The 23,686-nt window shown below is 68.7% G+C and carries 28 protein-coding genes and 1 riboswitch; of the genes, 13 read left to right on the top strand and 15 right to left on the bottom strand.

Going from position 1 to position 23,686, the window contains the following annotated elements; translation table 11 throughout:
• Positions 1-9: 9 nt before the first annotated feature.
• The 6 genes from I7X18_RS03395 to I7X18_RS03370 are packed head-to-tail and all read right to left on the bottom strand — an operon-like array spanning position 10 to position 2,723.
• Positions 10-624, bottom strand: coding sequence for an LON peptidase substrate-binding domain-containing protein (locus tag I7X18_RS03395; protein WP_193044999.1), 615 nt, complete (start codon positions 622-624; stop codon positions 10-12).
• Positions 590-829 (bottom strand): amidohydrolase family protein, encoded by a 240-nt coding sequence (locus I7X18_RS30045; protein WP_193044554.1) that lies wholly within the window; start codon positions 827-829, stop codon positions 590-592. The genes I7X18_RS03395 and I7X18_RS30045 overlap by 35 nt, the downstream gene beginning before the upstream one ends.
• The gene (locus I7X18_RS03385) at positions 769-1,233 is read right to left on the bottom strand and encodes a hypothetical protein (RefSeq protein ID WP_193044555.1); all 465 of its coding nucleotides are present in this window, start codon (positions 1,231-1,233) and stop codon (positions 769-771) included. The genes I7X18_RS30045 and I7X18_RS03385 overlap by 61 nt, the downstream gene beginning before the upstream one ends.
• Positions 1,226-1,528: an EthD family reductase gene (locus I7X18_RS03380; protein WP_193044556.1), complete on the bottom strand. Its 303-nt coding sequence runs from the start codon at positions 1,526-1,528 to the stop codon at positions 1,226-1,228. Before I7X18_RS03380 ends, I7X18_RS03385 begins: the two co-directional genes overlap by 8 nt.
• 38 nt (positions 1,529-1,566) lie before the next feature.
• A complete protein-coding gene (locus tag I7X18_RS03375) occupies positions 1,567-2,136 on the bottom strand; it encodes a hypothetical protein (RefSeq protein WP_193044557.1) in 570 nt (189 codons plus the stop codon).
• Positions 2,133-2,723, bottom strand: a complete 591-nt coding sequence (locus I7X18_RS03370; RefSeq protein ID WP_226862943.1) for an LLM class flavin-dependent oxidoreductase — start codon at positions 2,721-2,723, stop codon at positions 2,133-2,135. Before I7X18_RS03370 ends, I7X18_RS03375 begins: the two co-directional genes overlap by 4 nt.
• Positions 2,724-2,767: 44 nt before the next feature.
• Between I7X18_RS03370 and I7X18_RS03365 the strand changes: the two genes are divergently transcribed.
• Positions 2,768-3,757 carry an Lrp/AsnC family transcriptional regulator gene (locus tag I7X18_RS03365; protein ID WP_193044558.1) on the top strand — a complete coding sequence of 330 codons (990 nt, stop codon included), beginning with the start codon at positions 2,768-2,770 and terminating at the stop codon, positions 3,755-3,757.
• Here the strand turns inward: I7X18_RS03365 and I7X18_RS03360 are convergent.
• The 6 genes from I7X18_RS03360 to I7X18_RS03335 all read right to left on the bottom strand — a co-directional run bounded on the left by I7X18_RS03360 (position 3,730) and on the right by I7X18_RS03335 (position 7,487).
• On the bottom strand, positions 3,730-4,173 hold the full coding sequence (locus tag I7X18_RS03360; RefSeq protein WP_193044559.1) for an aldehyde dehydrogenase family protein: 444 nt from the start codon (positions 4,171-4,173) through the stop codon (positions 3,730-3,732). The genes I7X18_RS03365 and I7X18_RS03360 overlap by 28 nt on opposite strands.
• A gap of 211 nt (positions 4,174-4,384) precedes the next feature.
• Positions 4,385-4,816 carry a hypothetical protein gene (locus I7X18_RS03355; RefSeq protein ID WP_226862945.1) on the bottom strand — a complete coding sequence of 144 codons (432 nt, stop codon included), beginning with the start codon at positions 4,814-4,816 and terminating at the stop codon, positions 4,385-4,387.
• 9 nt (positions 4,817-4,825) lie between these two features.
• Positions 4,826-5,956 carry a glutamate--cysteine ligase gene (locus I7X18_RS03350; RefSeq protein ID WP_193045001.1) on the bottom strand — a complete coding sequence of 377 codons (1,131 nt, stop codon included), beginning with the start codon at positions 5,954-5,956 and terminating at the stop codon, positions 4,826-4,828.
• The gene (gene sodC / locus I7X18_RS03345) at positions 5,934-6,659 is read right to left on the bottom strand and encodes a superoxide dismutase[Cu-Zn] (protein WP_193044560.1); all 726 of its coding nucleotides are present in this window, start codon (positions 6,657-6,659) and stop codon (positions 5,934-5,936) included. The genes I7X18_RS03350 and sodC overlap by 23 nt, the downstream gene beginning before the upstream one ends.
• Positions 6,660-6,669: 10 nt before the next feature.
• Positions 6,670-7,128, bottom strand: a complete 459-nt coding sequence (locus tag I7X18_RS03340) for a LytR C-terminal domain-containing protein (RefSeq protein WP_193044561.1) — start codon at positions 7,126-7,128, stop codon at positions 6,670-6,672.
• A gap of 50 nt (positions 7,129-7,178) precedes the next feature.
• Positions 7,179-7,487, bottom strand: a complete 309-nt coding sequence (locus tag I7X18_RS03335; RefSeq protein WP_193044562.1) for a nucleoid-associated protein NapA — start codon at positions 7,485-7,487, stop codon at positions 7,179-7,181.
• A 139-nt stretch (positions 7,488-7,626) separates the two neighbouring features.
• On the opposite strand from I7X18_RS03335, the gene I7X18_RS03330 reads away from it, so the two are divergent.
• The 3 genes from I7X18_RS03330 to I7X18_RS03320 are packed head-to-tail and all read left to right on the top strand — an operon-like array spanning position 7,627 to position 9,923.
• Positions 7,627-8,220 (top strand): peptide deformylase, encoded by a 594-nt coding sequence (locus tag I7X18_RS03330; protein WP_193044563.1) that lies wholly within the window; start codon positions 7,627-7,629, stop codon positions 8,218-8,220.
• Positions 8,221-8,225: 5 nt separating this feature from the next.
• On the top strand, positions 8,226-9,116 hold the full coding sequence (locus tag I7X18_RS03325) for an N-acetylglutamate synthase, CG3035 family (protein WP_193044564.1): 891 nt from the start codon (positions 8,226-8,228) through the stop codon (positions 9,114-9,116).
• 3 nt (positions 9,117-9,119) lie between these two features.
• A complete protein-coding gene (locus tag I7X18_RS03320) occupies positions 9,120-9,923 on the top strand; it encodes an exodeoxyribonuclease III (RefSeq protein WP_193044565.1) in 804 nt (267 codons plus the stop codon).
• On the opposite strand, the gene I7X18_RS03315 is transcribed toward I7X18_RS03320, so the two are convergent.
• Both I7X18_RS03315 and I7X18_RS03310 read right to left on the bottom strand, forming a co-directional pair.
• Positions 9,913-12,660, bottom strand: coding sequence for a helix-turn-helix transcriptional regulator (locus I7X18_RS03315; protein ID WP_193044566.1), 2,748 nt, complete (start codon positions 12,658-12,660; stop codon positions 9,913-9,915). The two genes, I7X18_RS03320 and I7X18_RS03315, sit on opposite strands and share 11 nt — an antisense overlap.
• Before the next feature lie 44 nt (positions 12,661-12,704).
• A complete protein-coding gene (locus I7X18_RS03310) occupies positions 12,705-14,402 on the bottom strand; it encodes an MFS transporter (protein WP_226862946.1) in 1,698 nt (565 codons plus the stop codon).
• 142 nt (positions 14,403-14,544) lie between these two features.
• Positions 14,545-14,654: riboswitch (TPP riboswitch) on the top strand.
• Between I7X18_RS03310 and thiD the strand changes: the two genes are divergently transcribed.
• From thiD to I7X18_RS03285, 5 genes are all read left to right on the top strand, one after another.
• Entirely contained in the window at positions 14,644-15,501 is an 858-nt protein-coding gene (gene thiD / locus I7X18_RS03305) for a bifunctional hydroxymethylpyrimidine kinase/phosphomethylpyrimidine kinase (protein WP_193044568.1), read from the top strand. It overlaps the preceding riboswitch by 11 nt.
• Positions 15,488-16,108, top strand: a complete 621-nt coding sequence (locus I7X18_RS03300) for an alpha/beta hydrolase family protein (protein ID WP_193044569.1) — start codon at positions 15,488-15,490, stop codon at positions 16,106-16,108. The genes thiD and I7X18_RS03300 overlap by 14 nt, the downstream gene beginning before the upstream one ends.
• Positions 16,109-16,127: 19 nt before the next feature.
• Entirely contained in the window at positions 16,128-16,742 is a 615-nt protein-coding gene (locus I7X18_RS03295) for a septum formation family protein (protein ID WP_193044570.1), read from the top strand.
• A gap of 41 nt (positions 16,743-16,783) precedes the next feature.
• Positions 16,784-18,274 (top strand): flavin-containing monooxygenase, encoded by a 1,491-nt coding sequence (locus I7X18_RS03290; RefSeq protein WP_193044571.1) that lies wholly within the window; start codon positions 16,784-16,786, stop codon positions 18,272-18,274.
• A 13-nt stretch (positions 18,275-18,287) separates the two neighbouring features.
• Positions 18,288-18,554: a DoxX-related protein gene (locus I7X18_RS03285; RefSeq protein ID WP_193044572.1), complete on the top strand. Its 267-nt coding sequence runs from the start codon at positions 18,288-18,290 to the stop codon at positions 18,552-18,554.
• Here I7X18_RS03285 and I7X18_RS03280 read toward each other — a convergent pair.
• On the bottom strand, positions 18,521-19,759 hold the full coding sequence (locus I7X18_RS03280) for a TetR/AcrR family transcriptional regulator (protein WP_193044573.1): 1,239 nt from the start codon (positions 19,757-19,759) through the stop codon (positions 18,521-18,523). The two genes, I7X18_RS03285 and I7X18_RS03280, sit on opposite strands and share 34 nt — an antisense overlap.
• 120 nt (positions 19,760-19,879) lie before the next feature.
• Between I7X18_RS03280 and I7X18_RS03275 the strand changes: the two genes are divergently transcribed.
• The 4 genes from I7X18_RS03275 to I7X18_RS03260 all read left to right on the top strand — a co-directional run bounded on the left by I7X18_RS03275 (position 19,880) and on the right by I7X18_RS03260 (position 23,665).
• Complete coding sequence (locus I7X18_RS03275; RefSeq protein WP_193044574.1) at positions 19,880-20,227, top strand: hypothetical protein; 348 nt, start codon at positions 19,880-19,882, stop codon at positions 20,225-20,227.
• 10 nt (positions 20,228-20,237) lie between these two features.
• A complete protein-coding gene (locus I7X18_RS03270; RefSeq protein WP_193044575.1) occupies positions 20,238-21,482 on the top strand; it encodes an APC family permease in 1,245 nt (414 codons plus the stop codon).
• 9 nt (positions 21,483-21,491) lie between these two features.
• The gene (locus tag I7X18_RS03265) at positions 21,492-22,811 is read left to right on the top strand and encodes a uracil-xanthine permease family protein (protein WP_193044576.1); all 1,320 of its coding nucleotides are present in this window, start codon (positions 21,492-21,494) and stop codon (positions 22,809-22,811) included.
• Between the two features lie 65 nt (positions 22,812-22,876).
• Positions 22,877-23,665, top strand: coding sequence for an alpha/beta hydrolase (locus I7X18_RS03260; protein ID WP_198730520.1), 789 nt, complete (start codon positions 22,877-22,879; stop codon positions 23,663-23,665).
• Positions 23,666-23,686 lie beyond the last annotated feature (21 nt).

Raw genomic sequence — 23,686 nt, 5'->3', positions numbered from 1 at the left:
GCGCGGCGGTCACTCCGACAGCTGGAACTCCACCATTGCCGTGACGGTGTCGACGGCCTCACTCAGCGCGGACAACCGCGCCGCCGCCGAGGGCGCCGACAGCACGGCGTACTTGTCGGCCTGCCCCATCGGCACGCGGGAAGCCAAGCCGTACAACCGCTTCACGACGTCGGATTCCTCCGGCCCGAGTACCGCCGAGCGGCCGGCGAACTCCGCACCGCGCGCGGCGGCGATCCGTTCGTACAGCGCGACGATGCGGTCCTCGACGTCGAAGACGGCCGCCGACTCGATCGGGCCGCCTGCTTCGTCCTCCCACACCTCGATGTCCGCGCGGGGGTACGGTGCGTCGTCGAGCCACTCGATCACCCGGATCCGTTCGCCCATCACACATCTGAGCCGGAAGCGGTCGACACCCAGATCCGCGTAATCGACGATGCGCGCCAGCGCGCCCACGCTGTTGCGCCGGTCACCACCGCCGACCTCGCGCCCCGCCTCGATCAGCACCACGCCGAACGCCGGATCCGTCATCGCAAGGCAGTCCTGCACCAGCGCGACGTAGCGCGGCTCGAAGATGCGCAGCGGTAGCTCCTCACCGGGCAGCATCGCCACCTCGAGCGGGAACATCGGCGTCACAGTCACACCCCCAATATGGACCTGCTCCCGAGGGATGGTCAATCCGCACCTGCTCGCCGCCCAGCACCACCTCGTCGACGGCGATCTCGGTCAGCGCGTCGATATCGATGGTCAGCGGGTTTCGGTCCAGGACGATCAGATCAGCGAGCTTGCCGGCCAACAGCGTGCCGCGGCTGGTCTCCCTCGCCGAGCGCATACGCGCCGCCGACGGTGTGCATCCGCAGCGCGTCGTACACGCTCACCCACTGGCCCGGATCCAGCTCGTGACCGTGGAACGTCCGTCGCGCCACCACACTCGCGATCGGCCAGCTTCTGGTCGAAGAACAGGTTGGCCTGGGCCACCACCCAGCCGTCCTTGGCGCGGCCGAGGATGGCGCGCAGGGTGTCCAGCACGTCCACGACGCTCCGACAGCCCGGAGCCCGTACGTCGGCCATGCCGAAGGTGGCCTTGGCAGCCAATTCGGCGTGGGCGTGCGGGTCGACGAACACCGCACGGATGATTCCGTCCTGCACCACCACGCCACCCGGACCGTCGAACTCGTTGCCGGTCAGCGTGAGTACGGTGTCGGCGCGGTAGAACGTCACATCAGCGTCAGGCATTGAGACGCGTGACGTTGAGGACGGTGACGCCGCGCGATGCGAAGTTCGCCAGGTCCTCCACCGACTTCTTTCCCGGCGCCGACGCCATCGATTCGGCTGCGGCCTCGGCACTTTCGAAAGTCAACCGGGCCACCAGGTAGTAACCGGAGTCGTGCTCGTCGCGGTGCACGTGCCCCCACGTGAACTCCTCGAGCAACGGCATCTGCTCGACCAGTGGGACGTGGGTGCCGCGGTAGTGCGCGTCGAACGCGTCGGTGTCGGCGGGGTGGTTGTACATCACGAATACGTCGTGCATGTCGAGCCTTTCGGTGTGTCAGATCAGATTGATAGGGGTCAGGCCACGGGGGTGGTGTCTGACCGGACGCGCTCGGCCGGTGCAGACGCCCCGTATCCGCCGATTCCTCTCGGCCGCAGGAACAGCAGCGTGCCGACGATGTAGACCGCCCCGGCGATAATCGCCGACGGGAACGATGCCGACAGGTACTGGAACGGGGCCCGGTGCACATACGAGATCGGGTCGAGCAGGTAGATGTAGACGGCGATGCCCGCCGCGAAGGCGACGAATCCGACGGGATTGAAACCGGCCAGGTAGTAGTACTTCGACGACCGGTCGGGCAGGTAGAGGCGGCTGGCCACACCGAGTCGATGCCGTACTTCGCGCACATCGGCAGCGTCACCATCAGGATGCCGATGAGCGATCCGGCGAGCACCGCGAACGTCCCCGGGGGTGGCGCCGAGGTAGTACGACACGAAACCGCCGATGGAGAAGCACCAGGTCGCCATCGTCGCGGAGAACGCGGCGAGGAAGATCGCCAGCTTGCCGAAGCCGCGTTCACCGCGCAGCAGCGGCCAGCCGTTCTCCTCGGCGATCTTCCAATCGCCGAGCGTCACCGGGGCGTTCACAGCATCAACCCGATGATCACCAGCAGGACCGGTACGACGACGGTGGCCACGGCGAGCCAGACGTAGTCCGATGCCGTCAGCGGTATGCCCTGTGCATCGCAGTCCTGCACGGCGGCACAGCGATTCCGCAGTTCGGCCGGTATTTCTTCTGACACGCGTTCGCTCCTTCTCGGCGGGACGGTGACGTCCATGCCGTCCTCCCACTGGTCGCGGGTTTCGGCCGGGTCGACGCCGAAGGCGTCGAGCGTGGTGAGGTTGTTGGACCGCGCGGTGCAGACCTCGGCCCGTCCGTGGGAGACGATGTCGAGGGTCGCGAGCCGTTCGACCACCAGGATCGGATGGTTCCACCTGAGCATGACCGACGCCATGGTGCGCAGCGTTATCCTGCTGGTGCGCATGGCGATCGCCGAGTAGAGCACCTCGCGTGCGGCGATCGAGAAGCTGGGCGGGCTGAAGTGCTGTTCGGATGTGCCCCAAGTGGAGAAGCCGAGCCGGTCGGCGAGTTCGACCTCACCGATCAACTGGTGGTAACGCTCGTAGGCGGTCGTCCCGGTCAGGTCGCCTTCTTGTAGAAGTTCTACCCGCATGGTGTGTACTCCTTGTTCATGGGTCGTGGCGGTAGCCTCAGGGCATGCAGTCCGAACCCGGTGCTGGGGATCTCGACACTCTGGACCTGCAGCTGATCGACCATCTTCAGGTTGACGGCCGCATCCCGTACGCGGAGTTGGCGCGGCGAGTCGAGGTGACGGAAAAGACTGTGCGGCGCCGTGTTTCGCGGCTGATCGACGAGGGCTACATCACCATCGCGGCCGTCACCGATCCGAGCCTGCTCGGTTTCGGTTCGATGGCGCTGGCCCTGGTCAACGTCGACGGTTCGCGGTCGCCTGTCGAACTGGCCGACGAGCTGGCGCTCCTGCCGGAGACGGACTACGTGACGGTCACGACCGGTCCGTTCGCCGTGCAGGTCGAGTTGGTCTGCACCGACGCCCGAGAACTGCACGACGTCGCGTTCGGCAAGATCGGAGCCACCGCCGGCGTCGCCTCGGTGGAGCTGCTGCCCTACCTTCGGCTGCACTATCAGCAGGCCCGGTTCTCGGCGGTGCGCGGCGGGCGCGACGGCGTGCGGCCACGTCACCTCGACGAGACCGACCGCGCCATCATCTCCCGGCTCGCCGTCGACGGCCGCGCCGCGTTCCGCGATTTCGCCTCCGCACTGGGGGTTTCGGAGACCACGATCCGGTTCCGCTACGCCCGGCTGGTGGAATCCGGTGCGGTGCGGGTGATGTGCATCGTCAACCCGCTGCGGCTGGGTTACCGCTCGTCGAGCTGGGTGACCATCCGGGTGGACGGGCGCGGCAGCGCCAAGGACGTCGCCGAGGCGCTGACCCGGCTGCAGCCGGTGTCCTATGTGGCGTTGACGTCGGGCCGTTGGGATGTGCTGGCCGAAGTGGTGACCGGCAGCGGGGAGGCCCTGCTGTCGGTGCTCGACGACGACATCCGCGGCATCGAGGGCGTCGCCACCCTCGAGTCGTGGTCCTACATCGCGTTGCATTACAAGGCCGTCCGCCCCCGCCACAGTGACGGGCTGACGGCTCACGACAATGACATCCAGACCGTCTGAGTCTGCAGGCACTTGTCGAGACCCTCAGGGCCGCAGTCCTTTCCGACACCGGAGCCCTTGAATCCACCGAACGGCGCGGCAGCGTTGTAGTCGGCGAAGGTGTTCACCCACACGGTGCCGGCCTGCAGTTGGTGCGACACCGCGTGCGCCTTGCGGACATCGGTCGTCCACACGCCGGCGGTCAGCCCGTAGCGGCCACCGTTGGCACGCGGCAACAGTTCGTAGACGGAGTCGAACGGCTGCACCACCAGGACCGGTCCGAAGATCTCATCGGTCAGCGCCGGATCGGTGTCGGCGGGTCCGACGACGGCGGTCGGTTCGAGGAAGAACCCGCTGCCGAGGACCCGGGAGCCACCGAACGCGATGTCACCACCGGTGTCGGCCACGGTGTCGAGCGCGCCTGCGGTGGCGGTCATACTGCGAACTCCTGAGTGGGCTGGGCAACACCCTTGTGGGGCGCGCTTACGCTATGCGCGCCTAAGGGTCCCGTCAAGACCGCATTTCGAACTATCGGCTGCTTGAATGACCGCAATCGCAATTGTTGCGTTGGTTACACGAGGTTCACAGAGCACGCCGGATTCGACGTCCGCGCGGATTGTGACGTGGTCGGCTCGAAGCCGATGACGATCAGTTGAAGCCGCCCCCGACGACGGCATCCTCGACGAGCGTCGCGGGGTCGGCGAACGTGCACATCGCGCTGGCCATCGTGATCCACAGTTCCGGGTTGAGCGCGACGAGTTCGTTCTGTTCGCCGATCGCCACGATCACCTCACGCTGCGTCGCCTCGTCCATGGCGATGTACTCACCGCACGCGGTGGCGGCCAGGCCGGCCGGCGGCGCACCCGGCGGCCGCGGTCCTGGCGTCGTCGGGTCGGGCACGCGCGCCCGGGTCGTCGGCGAAGGGCTCGCTGAAGACGTGGACGGGGGCGTGGTCTGTCCGGTCTGATCCGGGTCGGCCATCGGGGTGCCCGTGGTGACGTTGCTGCAGCCGGCCACAGAGCCGGCGAGGGTGAGCGTGGCAACCACACACGCCGTCAGCACCCACTGCCGCACCGTCATCAGGCCACCTTATAGCTCCAGTTCGGCGACCAGGGCGTCGACGACCGCAAGCAGGTCACCGTCGTTCTCCTCGGCGACGCGGCGCTGCCGCTGATAGCCCGCGCCGTTGCGATAGATGTCGGCGACCCCGGCGAGCTCGTCGGCACAGTCCAGGGACTGCGCCACCGGCTGCAGCCGGGTCAGCAGATCGTCGAGATCGTCGGTGACCGACCGCTCGTTGCTGTCGGCGTCGAGGATGATCTCGGCGTCGAGCCCGTAACGCGCGGCCCGCCACTTGTTCTCCTGCACATGCCACGGCGGCATCACGGGCAGCTGCTCACCCGCCTCGAGCCGGCGGTCGAGATCGACGACAAGGCAGTGGGTGAGCGCGACCAGCGAGCCGAGTTCGGCGATGTTGGACACCCCGTCGAAGACCCGGATCTCGATGGTCCCCAGATGCGGCGACGGCCGGATGTCCCATCGGATCTCGTTCATGTGGTCGATGATCCCGGTCTTCCGCTGATCGTGGACGAACCGTTCGAACTCCGGCCACGACTGGAACTGGAACGGCAGACCCGCCGTCGGCAGCTGCTGGAACATCATCGCCCGGTTGCTGGCGTAACCGGTGTCCGCACCGTCCCAGAACGGTGACGAGGCCGACAGCGCCAGCAGGTGCGGATACTGGTTGAGCAGCGACGAGATGATCGGCATGACCTTGTGCGCCGAGGAGACCCCGACGTGGACGTGCACGCCCCAAATCAGCATCTGCCTGCCCCACCACTGCGTCCGCTTGATCAGCTCGGCGTAGCGCGGTGCGTCGGTGAGTTGCTGCGCGGACCACTTGGCGAACGGGTGGGTGCCGGCACAGAACAGTTCCATGCCGCGACCGCGCACGATCCGCCGGACGGTCTGCAGGGTATGGCTCAGATCCGCCATCGCCTCACTGGAGTTCTCGCAGATACCGGTGACGACCTCGACGGTGTTACGCAGCAATTCCTTGTGCACGTGCGGGCTTTCGCCGATCTCGGCGATGACCGTGGCCGCCTCGTTGCTCAGGTCGCGGGTGTGGGCGTCGACGAGGGCGAACTCCCATTCCACGCCGACGGTAGGCCGGGGTGACCCGGCGAAGTCGATGCGACTACTCGGCGGGACGGATAACACCGCACGCCACCCGCCCACCGGCGTCACCGGTGGCCATGGTCGCCTGATCCGGCCCCGGGGTGCCGTTGACCTGGTTGTAGCGCTCCGGCGGAATGTTCGCGAAGTTGTCCGACTTCTCGTGGATCATGATCGCGGTGCCCTGCCCGGAGGTCAGCTCCTCGGCGGTGAACGCGTCGGTGGTGGTCACCACCATCGCCGAACCGTCCTCACGGACCTGCAGCGAGGTGAGGTCGCCGCTGGCGGGATGCCCGGTGTGGCCCTCGGCCTGGAAATGCCCACCCGCGGAGAGGAAGTTGCCCGGCGCACCGCCGGCGGGCGCCACCGAATTGGGCTCACACTTACCGACCTGGTGGACGTGCATGCCGTGGAAGCCCGGCTCCAGCTGTCCCGACGCGACCGTCTGGACGGTGACGGTGGCGTAGCCGCCGCTGAAGTCGAACTCCGCATTCGCCACGGTGGTGCCGTCGGGACTCTTGAGCTCGGCGACCAGTTTCTCGCCACCCTCGGAGTGGCCTTCGGAGCCGCTCCCGCCCTCTTCGCCTTCACCCGGCGCTGCCGACGGCGACGGTGAACCGGTCCACACCGAAGGCGTGGTGCCTGGTTCGCTCGACACCGGCTCGTTGGGGGTGCAGGCGCTCAGCGCGAGCGCGGGAACGGCGAACATGGCGGCGACGGCGGCGGATGTGAGACCGGGCTTGAGCATGGTCACGAGCCTAACCGGTGACCGCCACGATGACGCCTGGTGGTTGTTCGGTCAGCGGGGGCACGCGAGGTTCGACGGGCGCCTCGAGCAGTCGGCCCACCTCGTCGGCGGCCTCCCGCTCCCCCGGTTCCTCGCCGAAGTACACCGTCGTCGCGGGGACACCCTCCATGGTGAGGTTGCCGGTTTCGGCGACGTTCCAGCCGTCGTCACGCAACCGCGTCGCCACCCCCTCGGCGGCGCCCTGGACCTCGGAGATGTTGAAGACGCGGACTTCGGGCCGGACCGCGGCTTCCGGTGAGGGCTCCGGTGACGGGGTGACCGTCGTGGTGGCCACCGTGGTCTCGTCGGACGCCGAATCGTCGTCGGACCCCAGCGCCTGGAACCCCACCAGGAGGAAGACGATGCCGAGGAAGAGCAGCACCATCACGATGGCGCGCAGAGGCAGTCCGGAGGATTCTCGCTGGTTCATCACGCCCCACTGTATCTAGCGGGCGGAGCCACCCCGCACGACGCGCGGGATCAGGTGACCTCGAAGCCCAACCGTCGTGCCGCCCGCGCCTTCTGCCTGCTGGCGCGCAGCCGGCGCAGGCGTTTGACCAGCATCGGATCCGCGGCAAGCGCCTCCGGACGGTCGACGAGGGCGTTGAGTACCTGGTAATAGCGGGTCGCCGACATCGAGAACAGCTCTTTGATGGCGTCCTCTTTGCTGCCGGCGTACTTCCACCACTGGCGCTCGAAGGCCAATATGTCGAATTCGCGCCTGGTCAGTCCTGCGGGCAGATCAGAGTCGTCGCCGGATTGCTCAGTCTGCGCCCTGGCGCCGTCCATATTGCTCCTCGGACCCTCCGACACTCGAAAATGACACCCATGTGGTTCGGCGCTCATTCAATCACGGCGGCGAGAGATGAGGCGTCACTGAGGCGGGCGAGTCGGCTCACGTAAGCTGCTCGTCCTAAGCTGCACCACCGTGGCCGTCGTTCCGATTCGCATCGTGGGAGATCCCGTCCTGCGCACCGCAACCACCCCGATCCCCGTCGGCGAGGACGGTTCCCTCCCCGAGGATCTCGCCGATCTCATCCGCGATCTCTACGAGACGATGGACGCCGCCAACGGTGTCGGCTTGGCCGCCAACCAGATCGGAGTCTCCAAGCGGGTGTTCGTCTACGACTGCCCGGATTCGCGCGGCCGCGCGGGCCGGCGCCGCGGCGTCGTGGTCAATCCGGTGCTCGAGACCTCCGACGTCCCCGAGACGATGCCCGACCCCGACGACGACGAAGAGGGCTGCCTGTCGGTTCCCGGCGAGCAGTTCCCGACCGGCCGCGCCGACTGGGCAAGGGTGACAGGACTCGACGCCGACGGCACCCCCATCACCGTCGAGGGCACCGGGCTGTTCGCGAGGATGCTGCAGCACGAGACGGGACATCTCGACGGGTTCCTCTATCTCGACCGGTTGATCGGCCGGCACGCGCGGGCGGCCAAACGCGCCGTCAAGCAGAACGGCTGGGGTACGCCGGGACTGAGCTGGACGCCCGGCACCGATCCCGATCCGTTCGGTCACTGAGCTTCGTGCCCGGTCTGCCCCGGCCCGGCACGCGGGTGAGCCTGCGCTACCGGTTGCCCGCCGGTTCGGTGCCGCCGCTCAACGACGTGGTAGGCCACCTGCTGGACCGTGACCCGGTGGTGCGGGTGCGGACGAAATCCGGTGACATCGTGGAGATCTCACCGGCCGATGTGGTCACGGTGCGGGTGCTGACCGACGTTCCGGTGAAGGCGTCCCAGATCCGGGCGGTCGAGCACGCGGCCGCGCTGGCGTGGCCGGGCCTGCACCGCGAATGGCTCGACGGCTGGCTGCTGCGCGCCTCCGACGGCCATACCCATCGCGGCAATTCCGCTGTGCCGCTTGATATCACCTCGAACACCGCCGCGGTGCCCGCGATCAGGGACTGGTATGCCCGGCGCGGCCTCACCCCGTGGCTGGCCCTACCCGACCGGCTGGTGCGGCTGCCCGACTCCGAGATCCATCTCGAGAGCATCGTGATGGTGCGCGCCCTCACCGACGCGGGCGCCGTCGACGTCGCGGTCAGCTCGCGGCCCGACGCCACGTGGCTGGCGGTGTACCAGCGTGAGGTACCCGTCGACGTGCTGACCGCGGTCGTCGACGGGCAGGTCGGGTTCGGCCGCATCGACGACGCCGCGGTGGGCCGCGCCGCCGTCACACCCGCACACGACGGCACCCGGTGGGTGGGCCTGTCGGCCGTGCGGGTCGCCGAGGACCGGCGCCGCCGCGGCCACGCCCGCACCCTGTGCGCGGGGCTGCTGACATGGGGTGCGCGGAGCGGCGCCACGCACGCCTACGTGCAGGTCCTGGCCGACAACGACGGCGCGATCGCACTCTACGAGTCGATGGGTTTCACCGCACAGCACCGGGAGCGCTACCTCGACGCTTCTAAGCTGTAGCGCATGCGGCTGGCCACCTGGAACGTCAACTCCATTCGCGCCCGGGTGGACCGGGTGACCGAATGGCTGCAGAAGGCCGACGTCGACGTGCTGGCCATGCAGGAGACCAAATGCTCCGAGCAGCAGTTCCCCAGCATGCCGTTCGCCGCGCTCGGCTACGACGTCGTGCACTGCGGGTTCAACCAATGGAACGGCGTCGCGATCGCCTCGCGGGTGGGCATCGACGACGTGCAGGTCGGATTCGACGGCCAACCCACCTGGGGTGACAAACCCGACATCGAGGCGGTCGCCGAGGCCCGTGCGCTCGGTGCGACGTGCGGCGGCGTGCGGGTGTGGAGCCTCTATGTGCCCAACGGCCGGTTCGTCGGCTCACCCCACTACGCCTACAAGCTGGAATGGCTTGCCGCACTGCGGGACACCGCCCACCGCTGGGTGACCGACGACCCGTCCCTGCCCATCGCGATGGTCGGCGACTGGAACATCGCCCCGACCGACGACGACGTGTGGAGCGTCGAGGCCTACCGGGACAGCACCCACGTCACACCACCCGAGCGTGCCGCGTTCAACGCCATCGTCGACGCCGGATATGCCGACGTGGTGCGGCCGTTCACGCCGGGCCCCGGTGTCTACACATACTGGGACTACACCCGGCTGGCGTTCCAGAAGCGGCGCGGGATGCGCATCGACTTCATCCTCGGATCGCCGGCCTTCGCCGACCGGGTCACCCACGCCGAGATCGACCGTGAGGAACGAAAAGGCAAGGGCGCCAGCGATCACGCTCCGGTGCTGGTGGACCTCAGGAGTTGAGGGCCCGCGCGAGTTCAGCGCGGGAGCGGATGCCCAGTCGGCGGTAGATGCGGGACAGGTTGGCCTCCACCGTCTTCTCGCTCACGAAGAGCGCCGCCGCGATCTCCCGGTTGGTCAGGCCCTCGGCGGCCAAGTCGGCGAAGCGGCGCTCGGATTCGGCGAGCCCGGCAGCGGTCTGGCGGCCGGCCAGCCCGGCCAGTTCGGCGCGTGCCTGCTGGGCCCACAGTGCGGCGCCGATCCGCTCGAATGCGGTGAGCGCGGCCGTGACGGTGTCGGTGGCGGCGTCGTACTGGCGTCGCCGGTGCTGCAACCGGCCCACCGTCAACTGAGTCCGGGCCAGTTCGAACGGCATCGGCAACCGCTTGTGCTCGGCCAGTGCGCGCTCGCCGGCGGCGACGGCGCCCGCGAGGTCCCCGCGTGCGGCGAGTAGCAGCGCGCGGCAGCGGGCGCCCACGGCGAGCATCCAGGGCCGATGGAGTCGCTGCCCGTTGCTCTCCACCGTCTCGACGAGCCGTTCGGCGTCGTCGAGCCGCCCGACCCCGATGAGCGCCTCCGCCGCGTCTGGCAGGAATGGCGCCGTGACCAGTTCTGTCGAGGACGGCATCGCCGACCAGCCCTCGACCGCCGGGGCCAGCACATCGACCGCAGCCTGATAGTCGCGCAGGGACACTTCGAGGAAACCGAGGCCGGCCACCGCCCACACCCCGAGACGGCTCGAGCTGCAGCGCTCCCCCACGGTGAAAGCCTGTGCGGCGAAGCGTCGGGTCTGATCCACCCGGCCGAGGTGCGCGCTCACCATGGCCCGCACGATCAGCGCGATGAACAGCGGCAGGTCACTGTGGGACTGCAACGCCCGTTCGACGCTGTCCTCGGCGACCCGCTCCGCCGCGGCAAAGTCCGCCCGCCACAGGTGGACCTGGCCGAGGTGGAAATCGACGAAGAACCGCTCGCTCTCGTCGCCGCGCTCGATACAGCGTTCGGCAATCGCCGCGAACCGGTCCGCCGCCTCGTCGAGGTGGCCGGTCCACAACATCAGCAGGGCGTGCAGTGTCCTCGGCCGTGCGGCCAGCGGCATGTCGTCGGGTTCGTCGAAGTCGAACACGCCGTCGAGTTCGGTTTCGTCGAGCCCGTCGCCGAGCAGGAACCGCAGCATCGCCCGCATCGGCCGGGCCTGGCTCAGCAGATCGGCTCGCTCCAGCGTGTTCGCCTGTGCCACCGCCTCTTCCGCGCGCTGCACCGCCCGGTCCGCCCGTCCCGCGTTGAACTCGATGAACGCGAGCATGACGAGCATCTGCACGCGGCGGTCCGGGCTGACACCCACTTCGTCGACGGCCTGTTCCAGCAGCGGCACCGCGTCGGCGGAGCTGTTGTCCCACAGCCGGACCAGGCCGAGCAGATGTAGCGCTCTGGCCCGCATCTCACCGGGTGTCATTCGGCCGATGTTCTCTTCCAACAACTCTCGTGCCCGAGCGGTGTCGCCCGCCTCGAAGTGACACCCCGCGGCGCGCAGGCTCCGCTCGGGTGTGTCACCACCACCCCGGGCACGAGCCATGTCGAGCAGTTCAGCGGCCGCCGCGGGGGCGCCACGGATGCACGCCGATTCCGCGGCCTCGTCGAGGGCCAGGATCGTGTATTCGTCGTCATCGTCGTCACCACCCAAAGCGCGGTGGCGCGCCTTGGACTCGGGGTTCTCGACGATGTCGGCGAGGCGCCGGTGCATCGCGGCGCGCTCGCCGGCCGGTGCATCGGTGTACACGCCGCGGGCGAACAGCGGATGGCCGAACGTCAGCCGGTAGCCGTTGATCTCGACGATGCCGTGCCGTTCGGCCTCCTCGAGGGCGGCGACCGTCCGCTCGACGTCGTCGCCGATGGCTTGCGCCACGTGATCCACGGTGGGCGCCGCCATACAGGCCGCGGCGAGCAGCGCATTGCGGGTCTGGCCGGGCAGCCCGGCGATCCGCGTCCTGACCAGCTCGGCGAGCGTGCCGGGCAGCGGCCCGGTGGCCCCGGAATCCCGGGCCAGCGCCCGCGCCAGTTCCAGCGCGTGGAACGGGTTGCCCGCCGAAACCTCGTGGAGCCACGCCATTTTGGGCCGGGGCAGCGACTTTCCCAGCTGGCTGGCGATCACAGCGTGCAACGCACCGACCGGCATGGGATGCACCTGCGCCCTCTGCAACCGTTCCGGACGCGACGGTTCCACCAGCACATCCGTGCGGGCGCCTTCACCGGCGCGCACCGTGACGAGGAAGCCGACGGGCCCGGACGACCGCCGGGCCACTGCCGCCACGACAAGGGCCGTCGGCGGGTCGAGCCATTGAAGATCGTCGATCGCGACGAGCACCGGAGCAGACTGCGCCAGCCGCTCGATCACCGACCGCACCGCGGCGGCCACCGCACGCTGATCGGTGCCGGGGCCGGTGTCGTCGGCTCGCGACAGCACCCGATCGATCGCGAGCCGCTGCGGTGCGGGCAGGTGGTCCAGCACGGCGGTGCCCACGTCGGCGAACAGCTCGGCCAGCGACGAGTACGCGGACGCCGACTCGCTCGACACCGGGCGCGCCGAAAGCACCCGGAAGCCGCGCGCGCGGGCGCGGGCGATGCCGGCGCGCCAGACGGTGCTCTTGCCGATTCCGGCGTCACCTTCGAGTATCAGCACGGACGTGCCCGACGGCACCGCGGCGAGAAATGTGTCGACGGCGCTCAACTCCGCATCGCGGCTGATGAGCTGCAGGGGCACCTAGGTATCTTCGCAGCAGATGGGCGGTGTTGCGTGCCAGATCGTCATCGTTGCTCGGCGTAGCGTCCCGCGTTGAAAAGCGACGCCGCCGCACCGAGCAGCATCATCGCTGCGGCGGCGATGAACACCACCACCAGCCCCGTGTGGAACGGTCCGGTGATGAGGTGCGGGAAGAACGTCTGACCGGTCAGCACGTCCGCGTTGACGCCGGGTTGCTGCAGTGCGTGCGAGGGTTCCAGCAGCTCCCCGATCGGGTTGTAGCCGAGGAACGCCGCGAACAGGCTGCCGACGGGCGGGGTCCCCGCGACCTCCTCGGCGACTGCCGCCGACACGCCTTCGGCCTGTAGACCCGCGCTCATCGCGGCCGGCAGCGTGTTGGCCAGCCCGACGATCATCAGGGAGAAGAAGATGCCGATCGACAGCGATCCGCCGGCGTTGAAGAAGGTGGCCCGCACCCCGGAAGCGGCGCCGCGCGCGTTCGGCGGCACGCTCGACATGATCGCGGCGGAGTTCGGCGAGGTGAACACGCCGCCCCCGACCCCGTTGAGGAAGATCAGCAGCGCGAACAGCCAGTAGTCGAAGTCGACGGGAATCATGACCAGCGCGACGAACGTGGCGCACATCAGCAGCATGCCGCCGACGGTGAACGGCCGGGCGCCGTAGCGGTCCGACAACCACCCCGAGAGCGGTCCGGCCACCAGGAAGCCGAAGGTCAACGGCAGCATGTAGATCGCGGCCCACAGCGGGGTGGCCTCGAAGTCGTAACCTCGCAGCGGCAGCCAGATGCCCTGCAGCCAGATGATCAGCATGAACTGCAGCCCACCGCGGCCGACCGAGGACATCAGCCCGGCGAGGTTGCCCATGCCGAAGGCGGTGATGCGGAACAGCCGGATGTCGACCAGCGGCTGGTCGACCCGCAGTTCGATGACGCAGAACGCCACCAGTGCCAGCACGTCGAAGGCGATCGCGCCGAGCACCCACGGGTTGCCCCATCCGGTGGGCGAACCGTCGTAGGGCTGGATGCTGTAGGTGATCCCGGTCAGCAGCACGGTCAGGCCGAGGCCGAGCGTCAGCGTGCCCGCCCAGTCCAGCCGGCCCGGGCTGCGCTCACCGAGTTCGCGCAGTGATTTCATCGCCCAGACCGTGCCGAGGATGCCGATCGGGACGCCCACCCAGAAGATCGCCTGCCAGTGCCATTCGGACAGCGCGCCGCCGACCACGAGTCCGAGGAACGACCCTGCAACGGCGGCAACCATGTTGACGCCCAACGCCATCCCGCGCTGATGAGCGGGGAACGCATCGGTGAGGATGGCCGCCGAGGAGGCGATCAGCATGGCCCCGCCGACACCCTGGACCACCCGCCACCCGATCAGCCACCACGCCCCCGCGTCGAGGTCGAAAGGCTGGAACGACAGCGCGATCGCGCACAGCGTGAAGACGACGAAGCCGAGGTTGTAGATGCGGACGCGGCCGAACATGTCGCCCAGTCGTCCGAACAACACCACGAGCACCGCGGTGGCCACCATGTACCCCATCAGCAGCCACAGCAGATAGCTCACGTTGGCCGGCTGCAGTGGGTTGAGCCCGATGCCCCGGAAGATCGCGGGCAGCGAGATCAGCACGATCGAGGAGTTGACCGTCGCCAGCAGCATCCCGAGCGTGGTGTTGGACAGCACCACCCACTTGTAGAGCGGGTGGTCGAGGTCGGTGGCCATCCGGCGGCGGCCGAGTCCTGTTGTCATGTGCAGTCTTCGTTCGTTTCGTATCCGACGCGGAAGCGGCGCGACCCGGGCGCCACAGAACACATATATTAGCTATACAAATAATCGCTCGGCAATTCCTATCTCCTCGCCTCGGCCTCTTGCGCTAGGTTGAGCAACGCACCACCGACCACGCGGGAGCGCGCACCGAGCGTGCTGAGAGGACAACTGGGGTTGTCGACCGTAGGAACCTGACCGGGTAATGCCGGCGTAGGGAGTAACGATGACCGACACGAGGTTCCTTCCCCTGCCCGAACCGGGCCGGACGCCGCTGCGGGTGATGACGATCGCCGGATCGGATTCCGGCGGCGGGGCCGGCATCCAGGCCGACATGCGCACGTTCGCCCTGCTCGGCGTGCACGGCCTGGTGGCGGTCACTGCGGTGACGGTTCAGAACTCGTTGGGTGTCAGAGGTTTTCACGAGATCCCGGTCGACGTCATCGCCGGACAGATCGAGGCGGTGGCCTCCGACATCGGAGTGCAGGCCGCGAAGACCGGCATGCTGGCGTCCTCGGAGATCATCGAGGCCATCGCCGACACCTGGCGGGCGCAGGGGCTTTTTGGTTCGGTGCCGCTGGTGGTCGACCCGGTGTGCGCCTCCATGCACGGCGATCCGCTACTGCACCCCAGCGCGCTGAACGCCCTTCGCACGGAGTTGTTGCCCCTGGCGACATTGGTGACGCCCAACCTCGACGAGGTGCGCCTGCTGGTCGGTATCGACGTCGTGGACGAGACGTCCCAGCGGGCGGCGGTGCAGGCACTGCACGCCCTCGGACCGCAGTGGGCGCTGGTGAAGGGCGGGCATTTGCGGTCGTCCCCGCACAGTCCGGATCTGCTGTTCAACGGCACCGACTTCGTCGAATTCGACGGGCCACGCATCGACACGGTGCACGATCACGGTGCGGGTGACACGCTGGCGGCCGCGGTGGCCAGCGCCCTGGCGAACGGTTACGAGGTCCCCGATGCGGTGGCGTTCGCGAAACGGTGGGTGACCGAGAGCCTGCGCGCGGCCTACCCGCTGGGCGGCGGCCACGGTCCGGTGTCCGCCATGTTCAGGCTGCGTGCCGATGCACCTCGATGACATCGCGGGTATCGCCCATGAACCGGCCGGGGACCCCGCGGGCGTGGTGCTGCTGACGCACGGCGCGGGTGGCAGCAGCGACGCACCGATGCTGGTGAGGATCTGCGACGAGTGGGCGGGCCGGGGCTGGCTGGCGATCCGCTACAACCTGCCCTTCCGGCGCGCGCGGCCCAAGGGGCCACCGCGGCAGGGCGCGGCGGCCACCGATCGGGAGGGTGTGGCCGAGGCGGTGTCTGTCGCCCGCGGCCTGACCGACGGCCCGGTGATCGCCGGTGGTCATTCCTACGGCGGCCGGATGACGTCGATGACTGTCGCGGGTGACGGCGTGGCCGTCGACGTGCTGACCCTGTTCTCCTATCCCCTGCACCCCCCTGGCAAGCCGGAACGCGCCCGCACCGAACACCTGCCCCGCATCGGGGTGCCCACGGTGTTCACCCACGGCACCGCGGATCCGTTCGGCAGCATCGACGAACTCACCGCCGCCGCCGCGCTCGTCGGCGGCCCGACAGAACTCGTCGAGATCACCGGCGCGCGACACGACTTGGGCTCCAAGACACTCGACGTCCCCAAGCTGGCGGTGGACGCAGCGCTGCGGCTGCTGGCCTGACCGGGCTATCGTCTTTCGCATGACGATGCCGCCGGGTCCGCCACCCCCGCCACCCGGCCGGCCCCCGTATGGCGAACCGCCGTACGGCCAGCCGCAGTACGGCCAGCCCGCCTACGGTCAGCCGTACTACCCGCCGCCACCGCCGCAGCCGTACACCGAAATGCCGCCGGCGGGGCCGCCTCCCAAGAAGAACAACAAACTGTGGCTGATCCTGGGCATCGTGGCGCTCGTCGCCGTGGTGGCCGTCATCGCGGTGGTGTTGGTGATCTTCCTGGTGGTGCGTCAGGGGACGGTGACGGCGACGGAGGTGAAGCTGGGTGACTGCCTGTCGGAGATCCCCGACGGCACCCGGGTCATGACCGTGAAGACCGTCAGCTGCGGCGAACCCCACGCCGGCGAGGTGTTCGCGGTCCTGATGATGCCCGACGGTGACTTCCCCGGTGAGGACGCCGTCACCGAGTACGCCAACCGCTGCGGGCCGGAACTGGCGACCTACTCCCCGGCCGCGGTCACCGACGATTCCGTGCAGCTGTACGTGCTCTACCCCACCGACGAGACGTGGACCGACGGCGACCGCGCGGTGACCTGCATCGCGACGCTGGACCCGCCGCGGACCGGGTCACTCAAGGGCTGAGGGGACGCAGGTTCAACCGATACCTGGGGTACCGTCTACTCATGACTTCGGAGCAGTATGACGCGGTCATCGTGGGTGCGGGATTCGCCGGGATCGGCGCCGCGATACAGCTCAAACGCCTGGGCATCGCGAACTTCGTCATCCTCGACCGCGAAGACGATCTCGGCGGTACCTGGTACGTCAACCACTACCCGGGCCTGGCCGTCGACGTCCCCACCACCACCTACAGCTACTTTTTCGAGCCGAACCCCAATTGGTCGCGGTTGTACTCCACCGGTGCGGAGATCAAGCAGTACGCCGACGACGTGGCCGACAAGTACGACGTCCGCCGGCACATCCGCTTCAACACCACCGTCGAGGGTGCGCGCTGGGACGAAGAGGCCAAGCTCTGGCGCGTCGCCCTGGCCGGCGGAGAGACGCTGAGCACCCGCTACCTGATCACGGCGACGGGCTTCCTGTCCCAGCCGCGCGTGCCCGACATCGCGGGCATCACCGCGTTCGAGGGCAGGGTCATCCACACCACCGACTGGGACGACACGTTCGACCCGGCCGGCAAGCGGATCGCGGTCATCGGGACGGGCGCGACCGCGGTGCAGTTGATCCCCGAACTGGCGAAGACGGCCGGCGACCTCACCGTCTACCAGCGCACCCCGATCTGGGTCTCCCCCAAGCTCGACCTGCGGATCTCCGAGCGCACCAAACGGCTGTTCGCGCGGATTCCGTTGGCGCAGCGGCTGCTTCGCCTGGTCACCGACACGATCTACGAGCTCATGATCACCATCGGAGTGGTGCACTACAAGGTGCCGCTGTTCCGGCGGCTCAACATGGCGGCCAGGGATCTGTGCAAGTTCAACCAGTTCATCGCGATCCGCGACAAGGAACTGCGGCGCAAGCTCACCCCCGACTACGACATCGGCTGTAAGCGACCGACGTTCTCCAACAGCTATTTCCGGACGTTCACCAAACCACACGTCCATCTGCAGGCCGACGGTATCGAACGGGTCGAGGCCGACGGCATCGTCAACGCCGACGGCACCAAGACCGTCGTCGACACCCTCGTGCTGGCCACCGGATTCGACCTGTGGGAGGCCAACTTCCCGGCCATCGAGGTCATCGGGCGCGACGGCCGCAATCTCGGAAAGTGGTGGCGCGAGACGCGTTTCCAGGCCTACCAGGGTGTGTCGATGCCGTACTTCCCGAACTACCTCAGCCTGGCCAGCCCGTACGCGTTCCTGGGCCTGAACTTCTTCAACAACATGGAATACCAGATGCGGTTGATGGACCGGCTTTTCACCGCGATGCACCGCCGGGGCGCGACGACCTTCGAAGTGACCGAGGAAGCCAACTCCCGCTACCTCGAGCGGATGACCGAAGCGCTCGGCAGTTCCCTGTGGACGATCGGCAACTGCGCGTCGTCGCGGTCCTACTATTTCAACCCCAGCGGCGAACCGTCGCTGCTCCGCCCGATGTCGACGCGGGAAGCCATCAAAGAGGCGTCCGAATTCCCGTTCACCGATTACCAGTTCGCCTGAGAGAGGACCCCTCGTGCCCCAGCAGGACAAGCGCGCCGTCACACTGACCGGTCTCGCTCTCGCCGCGACCGGACTGGTGCATTTCGTCCGACCGCAGCTGTTCGAACCGATCACCGTGGCGTCGTTCCCGCAGAACACCCGTCGCCACGTCTACACGAACGGCAGCATCGAGACGGCGATCGGTCTGGCGTTGGCCGGACGCACGACGCGCAAGCTCGGGGTGGCCGGTCTGCTCGGATACGCGGCCTACTTGGCCGGCAACACCGTTCGCAACCGGTAGCGGCCGAGCAGCGTCAGGTCCATCAACCCCGCGACGAGGGCCCGCGAGTAGGGCGAGTTGCGGTAGTGGACCAGCCTGCCCAGATCGATCGTCACGGCCATCGCGGCGTAGACCGCAAAACGGGCTTGTCCCGCAGTCCATTCCGGGCGCAGCGTCGCCACCAGGTCCGCCCACGTCTCGACCGTCGAGCGCTGGAGGTTGCGCAGGATCTGCTGATCGGCCGGTGACATGTTGAGGCGCTCGGTGTAGTACACGTAGTCCAGTTCGGGCTCGCTGAACGATCTGGCCACATGCCCGTCGATCAACCGGGTCAGCGCCTCTTCACGGTCGGCCGTGCCGTCGAGGATCGTCGACATCTCCGCCGACCACCGATCGGCCGACCGGCGGAACGCCCCGGCCAGGATGTCGCTCTTTCCGGAGAAGTACCGGTAGATGCCCGAGGCCGGCATCCCGACCGCGGCGGCGATGTCCTCCATCGAGGTGTCGCGATAACCCTTCTGGTTGAACAGCCGCATCGATTCCACCAGCAGCGCTTCGTATTTCGACCGGTGCGCGGGAGCGGTCGAGCCCCGAGGCTCCGGCACGTCGGACAGCGTGGGGAATTCGGCGGGGACGAATGTCACGACGAGTTCGGCGAGCAGCGGGCGGACCTGGCCCGCGGGCAGCTTGGCCCGGTGGTCCACGACGCTGCCCAGCACGCTGATCATCGCCGTCGACAGCGTCCACCGCTGCCGGGAGTCGAGTTCCGGGCGCAGCGCGCGCAGCGGTTTCTGAAAGCGGCGGTGCACCGTGCGGATCTGCGAATCCAGCGTCGCCTGATCGTCGCCACGCAGGAAGCGCGCCTCCCAGCGGTAGAGCCCCCCGGACTCCCGGTTGGCCAGCGCCGTGTCGCACAGTGCGCCGGCCAGGTGGACGAGTGTGTCCCGAGGGTCACCGGCGGCGTCACCGTCGTCGGCGAATGCGGTGGCGTCGACCAACTGCTGACCCAGCGCCAGCACCGCGTCACGGAACAACTCGTACTTGCCGGTGTAGTGGCGGTACAGGGCGGCCGCCGAGATCCCGACCCGCGCAGCGATGGCGTCCATGCTGACGCCGTGATACCCCAGCAGGCTGAACGCCTCAGCGGACGCCCGGGCGATCTGGGCTTTGCGGTCTTTGGGACGGCGTCGTATGCCGTCGCCGCGACCGGGCGGGGTGGGCGCCATGCCGAACACACTATCCCTGCACGTCGGCGTGCAAGCCGGGGTGAGAGAGGAATTCTCGCCGATGTCCCCACCGACGGGAATGCTCGTTAACATAGTTGGCGGGTTTCCCGAGGGGGCAACATGCGACCACGCGTTTGGCACATCGGCATCGGCGGCGCCGTCCTGCTGGCCATCGGTTTGTTCGCGCTGCGCTTCCCGGTCTTCATCGACGGGTATGACCAGTGGGGCTGGCAGATCGAATGCGGTAGCGGATTCGTCGCCAACCTGACGCAGGCCGAGAACGCTCAGGTCGAGGGCACCGACTTCGTCGCCTCGTGCCAGGACGCCCTGCTGGCCCGCCGACTGTGGACCATCCCGCTGGTCGCGGTCGGTGTCCTCGCCCTGGTGTCAGTGTTGCTGGGCGCGACGGTCAGTCACAAAGACCACAAAGACTCCGAAGCGCTCGTCAGCGAGCGCGACACTCCCTAGCATCACGTCAGTGAACGCGCCCGGTGCCGCGCTGCCGCGACGGCTCGGCCTGACCGACGCGATCGTCATCGGACTCGGCGCCATGATCGGTGCGGGCATCTTCACCGCGCTCGCGCCCGCTGCGGCCGCGGCCGGCGGCGGACTGCTCATCGGGCTGGCGGTGGCGGCGGTGGTCGCGTACTGCAACGCCACCTCGTCCGCTCGCCTCGCCGCACTCCACCCGCAGTCCGGCGGCACCTACGTGTACGGAAGGGAACGGCTCGGCGAGTTCTGGGGGTACCTGGCGGGCTGGGGTTTCATCGCCGGCAAGACCGCGTCCTGCGCAGCGATGGCGCTCACCGTCGGGGTCTATGTATGGCCCGACGGCGCACGGCTGATCGCGGTCGCCGCCGTGGTGGCGCTCACGGCGGTCAACTACGCAGGCATCCGGAAATCCGCACTGCTCACCCGTCTCATCGTGGCGGTCGTCCTGGCCGTGCTCGCCGTCGTGGTGGTGATCGCCCTCGGGTTCGGCGATCCCGCAGTCGGCCGGCTGACCGTTCCGCCCGACGTCACCGTCGGTGGCGTGCTGCAGTCGGCCGGAGTGCTGTTCTTCGCGTTCGCCGGTTATGCCCGCATCGCCACCCTCGGTGAGGAGGTGCGCGATCCGGCGCGGACCATCCCCCGGGCCATCCCGCTCGCACTCGGTATCGCATTGGTCGTGTACGCGGTCGTGGCGGTCGCGGTGCTGGCCGAACTGGGGAGCGACAGGCTGGCCGGGGCGGCGGCCCCGCTCACCGAGGCGGTCCGGGTGGCCGGATTTCCCGGATTGGTGCCGGTCGTGGCGGCCGGCGCCGCGGTCGCCGCGCTGGGCTCGCTGCTCGCGCTGATCCTCGGCGTCTCCCGGACGACGCTGGCGATGGCCCGCGACCGGCACCTGCCCGCGGGTCTGGCCGTGGTGCACGTCCGGTTCGGCAGCCCGCACCGGGCGGAGGTCGCGGTGGGGATGGTCGTCGCCGTGCTCGCCGCCACCGTCGACCTGCGCGAGGCCATCGGGTTCTCGTCGTTCGCCGTGCTGCTCTACTACGCCGTCACCAACGCCTCGGCGTGGACACTCGGCCACCGGGTGGTGCCCGCCGTCGGGCTGGCCGGCTGCCTGGTGCTGGCGTTCGCGTTGCCGTGGACGTCGGTGCTCGCCGGCGCCACCGTGCTCGCGGCGGGAGCTCTCGCGTATGCCGTACGCCGCGCGCGGAGGACCGGCGGCGGTGCAAGATAGGCAACCGTGATGCCAGCGAAGAGCAGGTGGACAGCCAACTGGACCTGGAAACCCGTCGAATCCCGGTCGGACGCCGACTTCGTCGTCGCTCCCGATGAACGCCTGAGCTGGGCACGCACCGTCGGCCTCGGCGCCCAGCACGTGGTGGCGATGTTCGGTGCGACGTTCCTCGTACCGGTGCTGACCGGCTTCCCGCCCGCCACCACGCTGCTGTTCTCCGGCGTCGGCACCATCCTGTTCCTGATCATCACGGGCAACCGGCTGCCCAGCTATCTCGGCTCCAGCTTCTCGGTGATCGCCCCCGTCACCGGGGCTGTCGCCGCCCAGAGCACCGGCAGCGCGCTCGGCGGTATCGTCGCGCTCGGCCTGATGCTGATCGTGATCGGCGGCGTCGTCCACCTGGTCGGCACCCGCTGGCTCGACGCCACCCTGCCGCCGGTGGTCACCGGTGCGATCGTGGCGCTGATCGGCTTCAACCTGGCACCCGCCGCGAAGGCGAATTTCGAGGACGGCCCGGTGGTCGCCATGGTCACCCTGGTGCTGCTGGTCGCGACGCTGGCGTTCTTCCGGGGCATGATCGGCCGGTTGGCGATCTTCCTCGCGGTACTCCTCGGATACCTGCTGGCGCTGGCGCTCGGCGATGTCGACACCTCGGCGATCGCGGCGGCGCCCTGGCTGGGGCTGCCCGACTTCCAGATGCCGTCGTTCTCGCTCGCGGTGCTGCCGATGTTCCTGCCCGCGGTGATCGCGCTCGTCGCCGAGAACATCGGACACGTGAAATCGGTCGGTCAGATGACGAAGACCGACATGGACCCGCTGATCGGGCGGGCGCTGGCCGCCGACGGTGTCGCGACCACGCTGGCCGGGTTCGGCGGCGGATCCGCGACCACCACGTATGCGGAGAACATCGGCGTCATGGCCGCCACCCGGGTGTACTCGACCGCCGCGTACTGGGTGGCCGCCGTGGTGGCCATCGCGCTGTCGCTGTGCCCGAAGATCGGTGCGGCCATCTCGGCGACCCCGGCCGGTGTGCTCGGCGGTGCGACGGTGGTGCTCTACGGATTGGTCGGCGTGCTGGGTGTGCGGATCTGGCTGACCAACCACGTCGACTTCTCCCTGCCCGTCAACCAGATGACCGCGGCGATCCCGCTCATCATCGGGATCGCCGACTTCACTTGGCAGGCAGGCGAACTCACGTTCACCGGCATCGCGCTCGGTTCGATCGCCGCGCTGTTGGTGTACCACGGGATGCGCCTGCTCGGGCTGCGCACCAGCAGATCCGCCGACCTGGAGGCGGCGAATGTCGTCATACGGCCGCCCGGCCACTGACCGGACAGGCGCAAACGGTCGGGCTTGACGCGAGTATCACCGCCGAAGCCGGGTAATACCGCCGGGTGTTGCGCACCGGCCCGGCCCTCCTCCTTCTGCTGCTTGCGGTCGCCTGCGGCATGGAGTCGCCCGGGCCCGGAGCGCGCCCGCATCTCGAGGAAGCGGCACCCGCGACCACGCCTGCGGATCCGTCGGGCGGACGGCTCCGGTCACGCCCGGCGCCGCCTACGCTGCCGCCGTATCCGCCGGGACTGCACGAAGTCGACACCGGGAGCGACCGCACCGCGCTGCTCTACGTTCCCGCCGACTACCGACCCGATCAGCCGGCGCCCCTCGTCGTCCTCCTGCACGGCGCAGGCGGCGACGCCCGCGGCGGGATCACCCCGCTGCTGTCCTACGCCGACGAGGCGGGGCTCATCCTGCTCGCACCAGCCAGTCGGCGTCGAACCTGGGACGTGATCGTGCGCTCTTTCGGCCAGGACATCACCGCACTCGACGAGGGGCTGTCGCATGTCTTCGCCCGCCACGCCGTCGACGCCGAGCGCGTGGGCATCGGTGGGTTCTCCGACGGCGCCTCCTACGCGCTTTCGGTCGGGTTGACCAACGGCGACCTCTTCACCGACGTGCTGGGCTTCTCCCCCGGCTTCTCGGCGCCGGGCGAGGCCGTCGGGCGGCCCCGGATCTACATCTCGCACGGTGTGGCCGACAGCGTGCTGCCCATCGACCGAACCAGCCGGCGACTGCTGCCGCGCCTGCGCGACGCCGGTTACGAGGTGTTGTACGAGGAGTTCCCGGGTGGCCACGTGGTGCCTGCGGACCGGGCGAGGCGGGCCCTCGACTGGTTCCTTCACTAACGCGATGCCAGAGGTAGCCGG

Source organism: Mycolicibacterium baixiangningiae (assembly GCF_016313185.1).
Classification (GTDB): Bacteria; Actinomycetota; Actinomycetes; order Mycobacteriales; family Mycobacteriaceae; genus Mycobacterium; species Mycobacterium baixiangningiae.
Note: the sequence above shows the minus strand (reverse complement) of the source record. Positions and strands in the feature narration are given on the sequence as shown.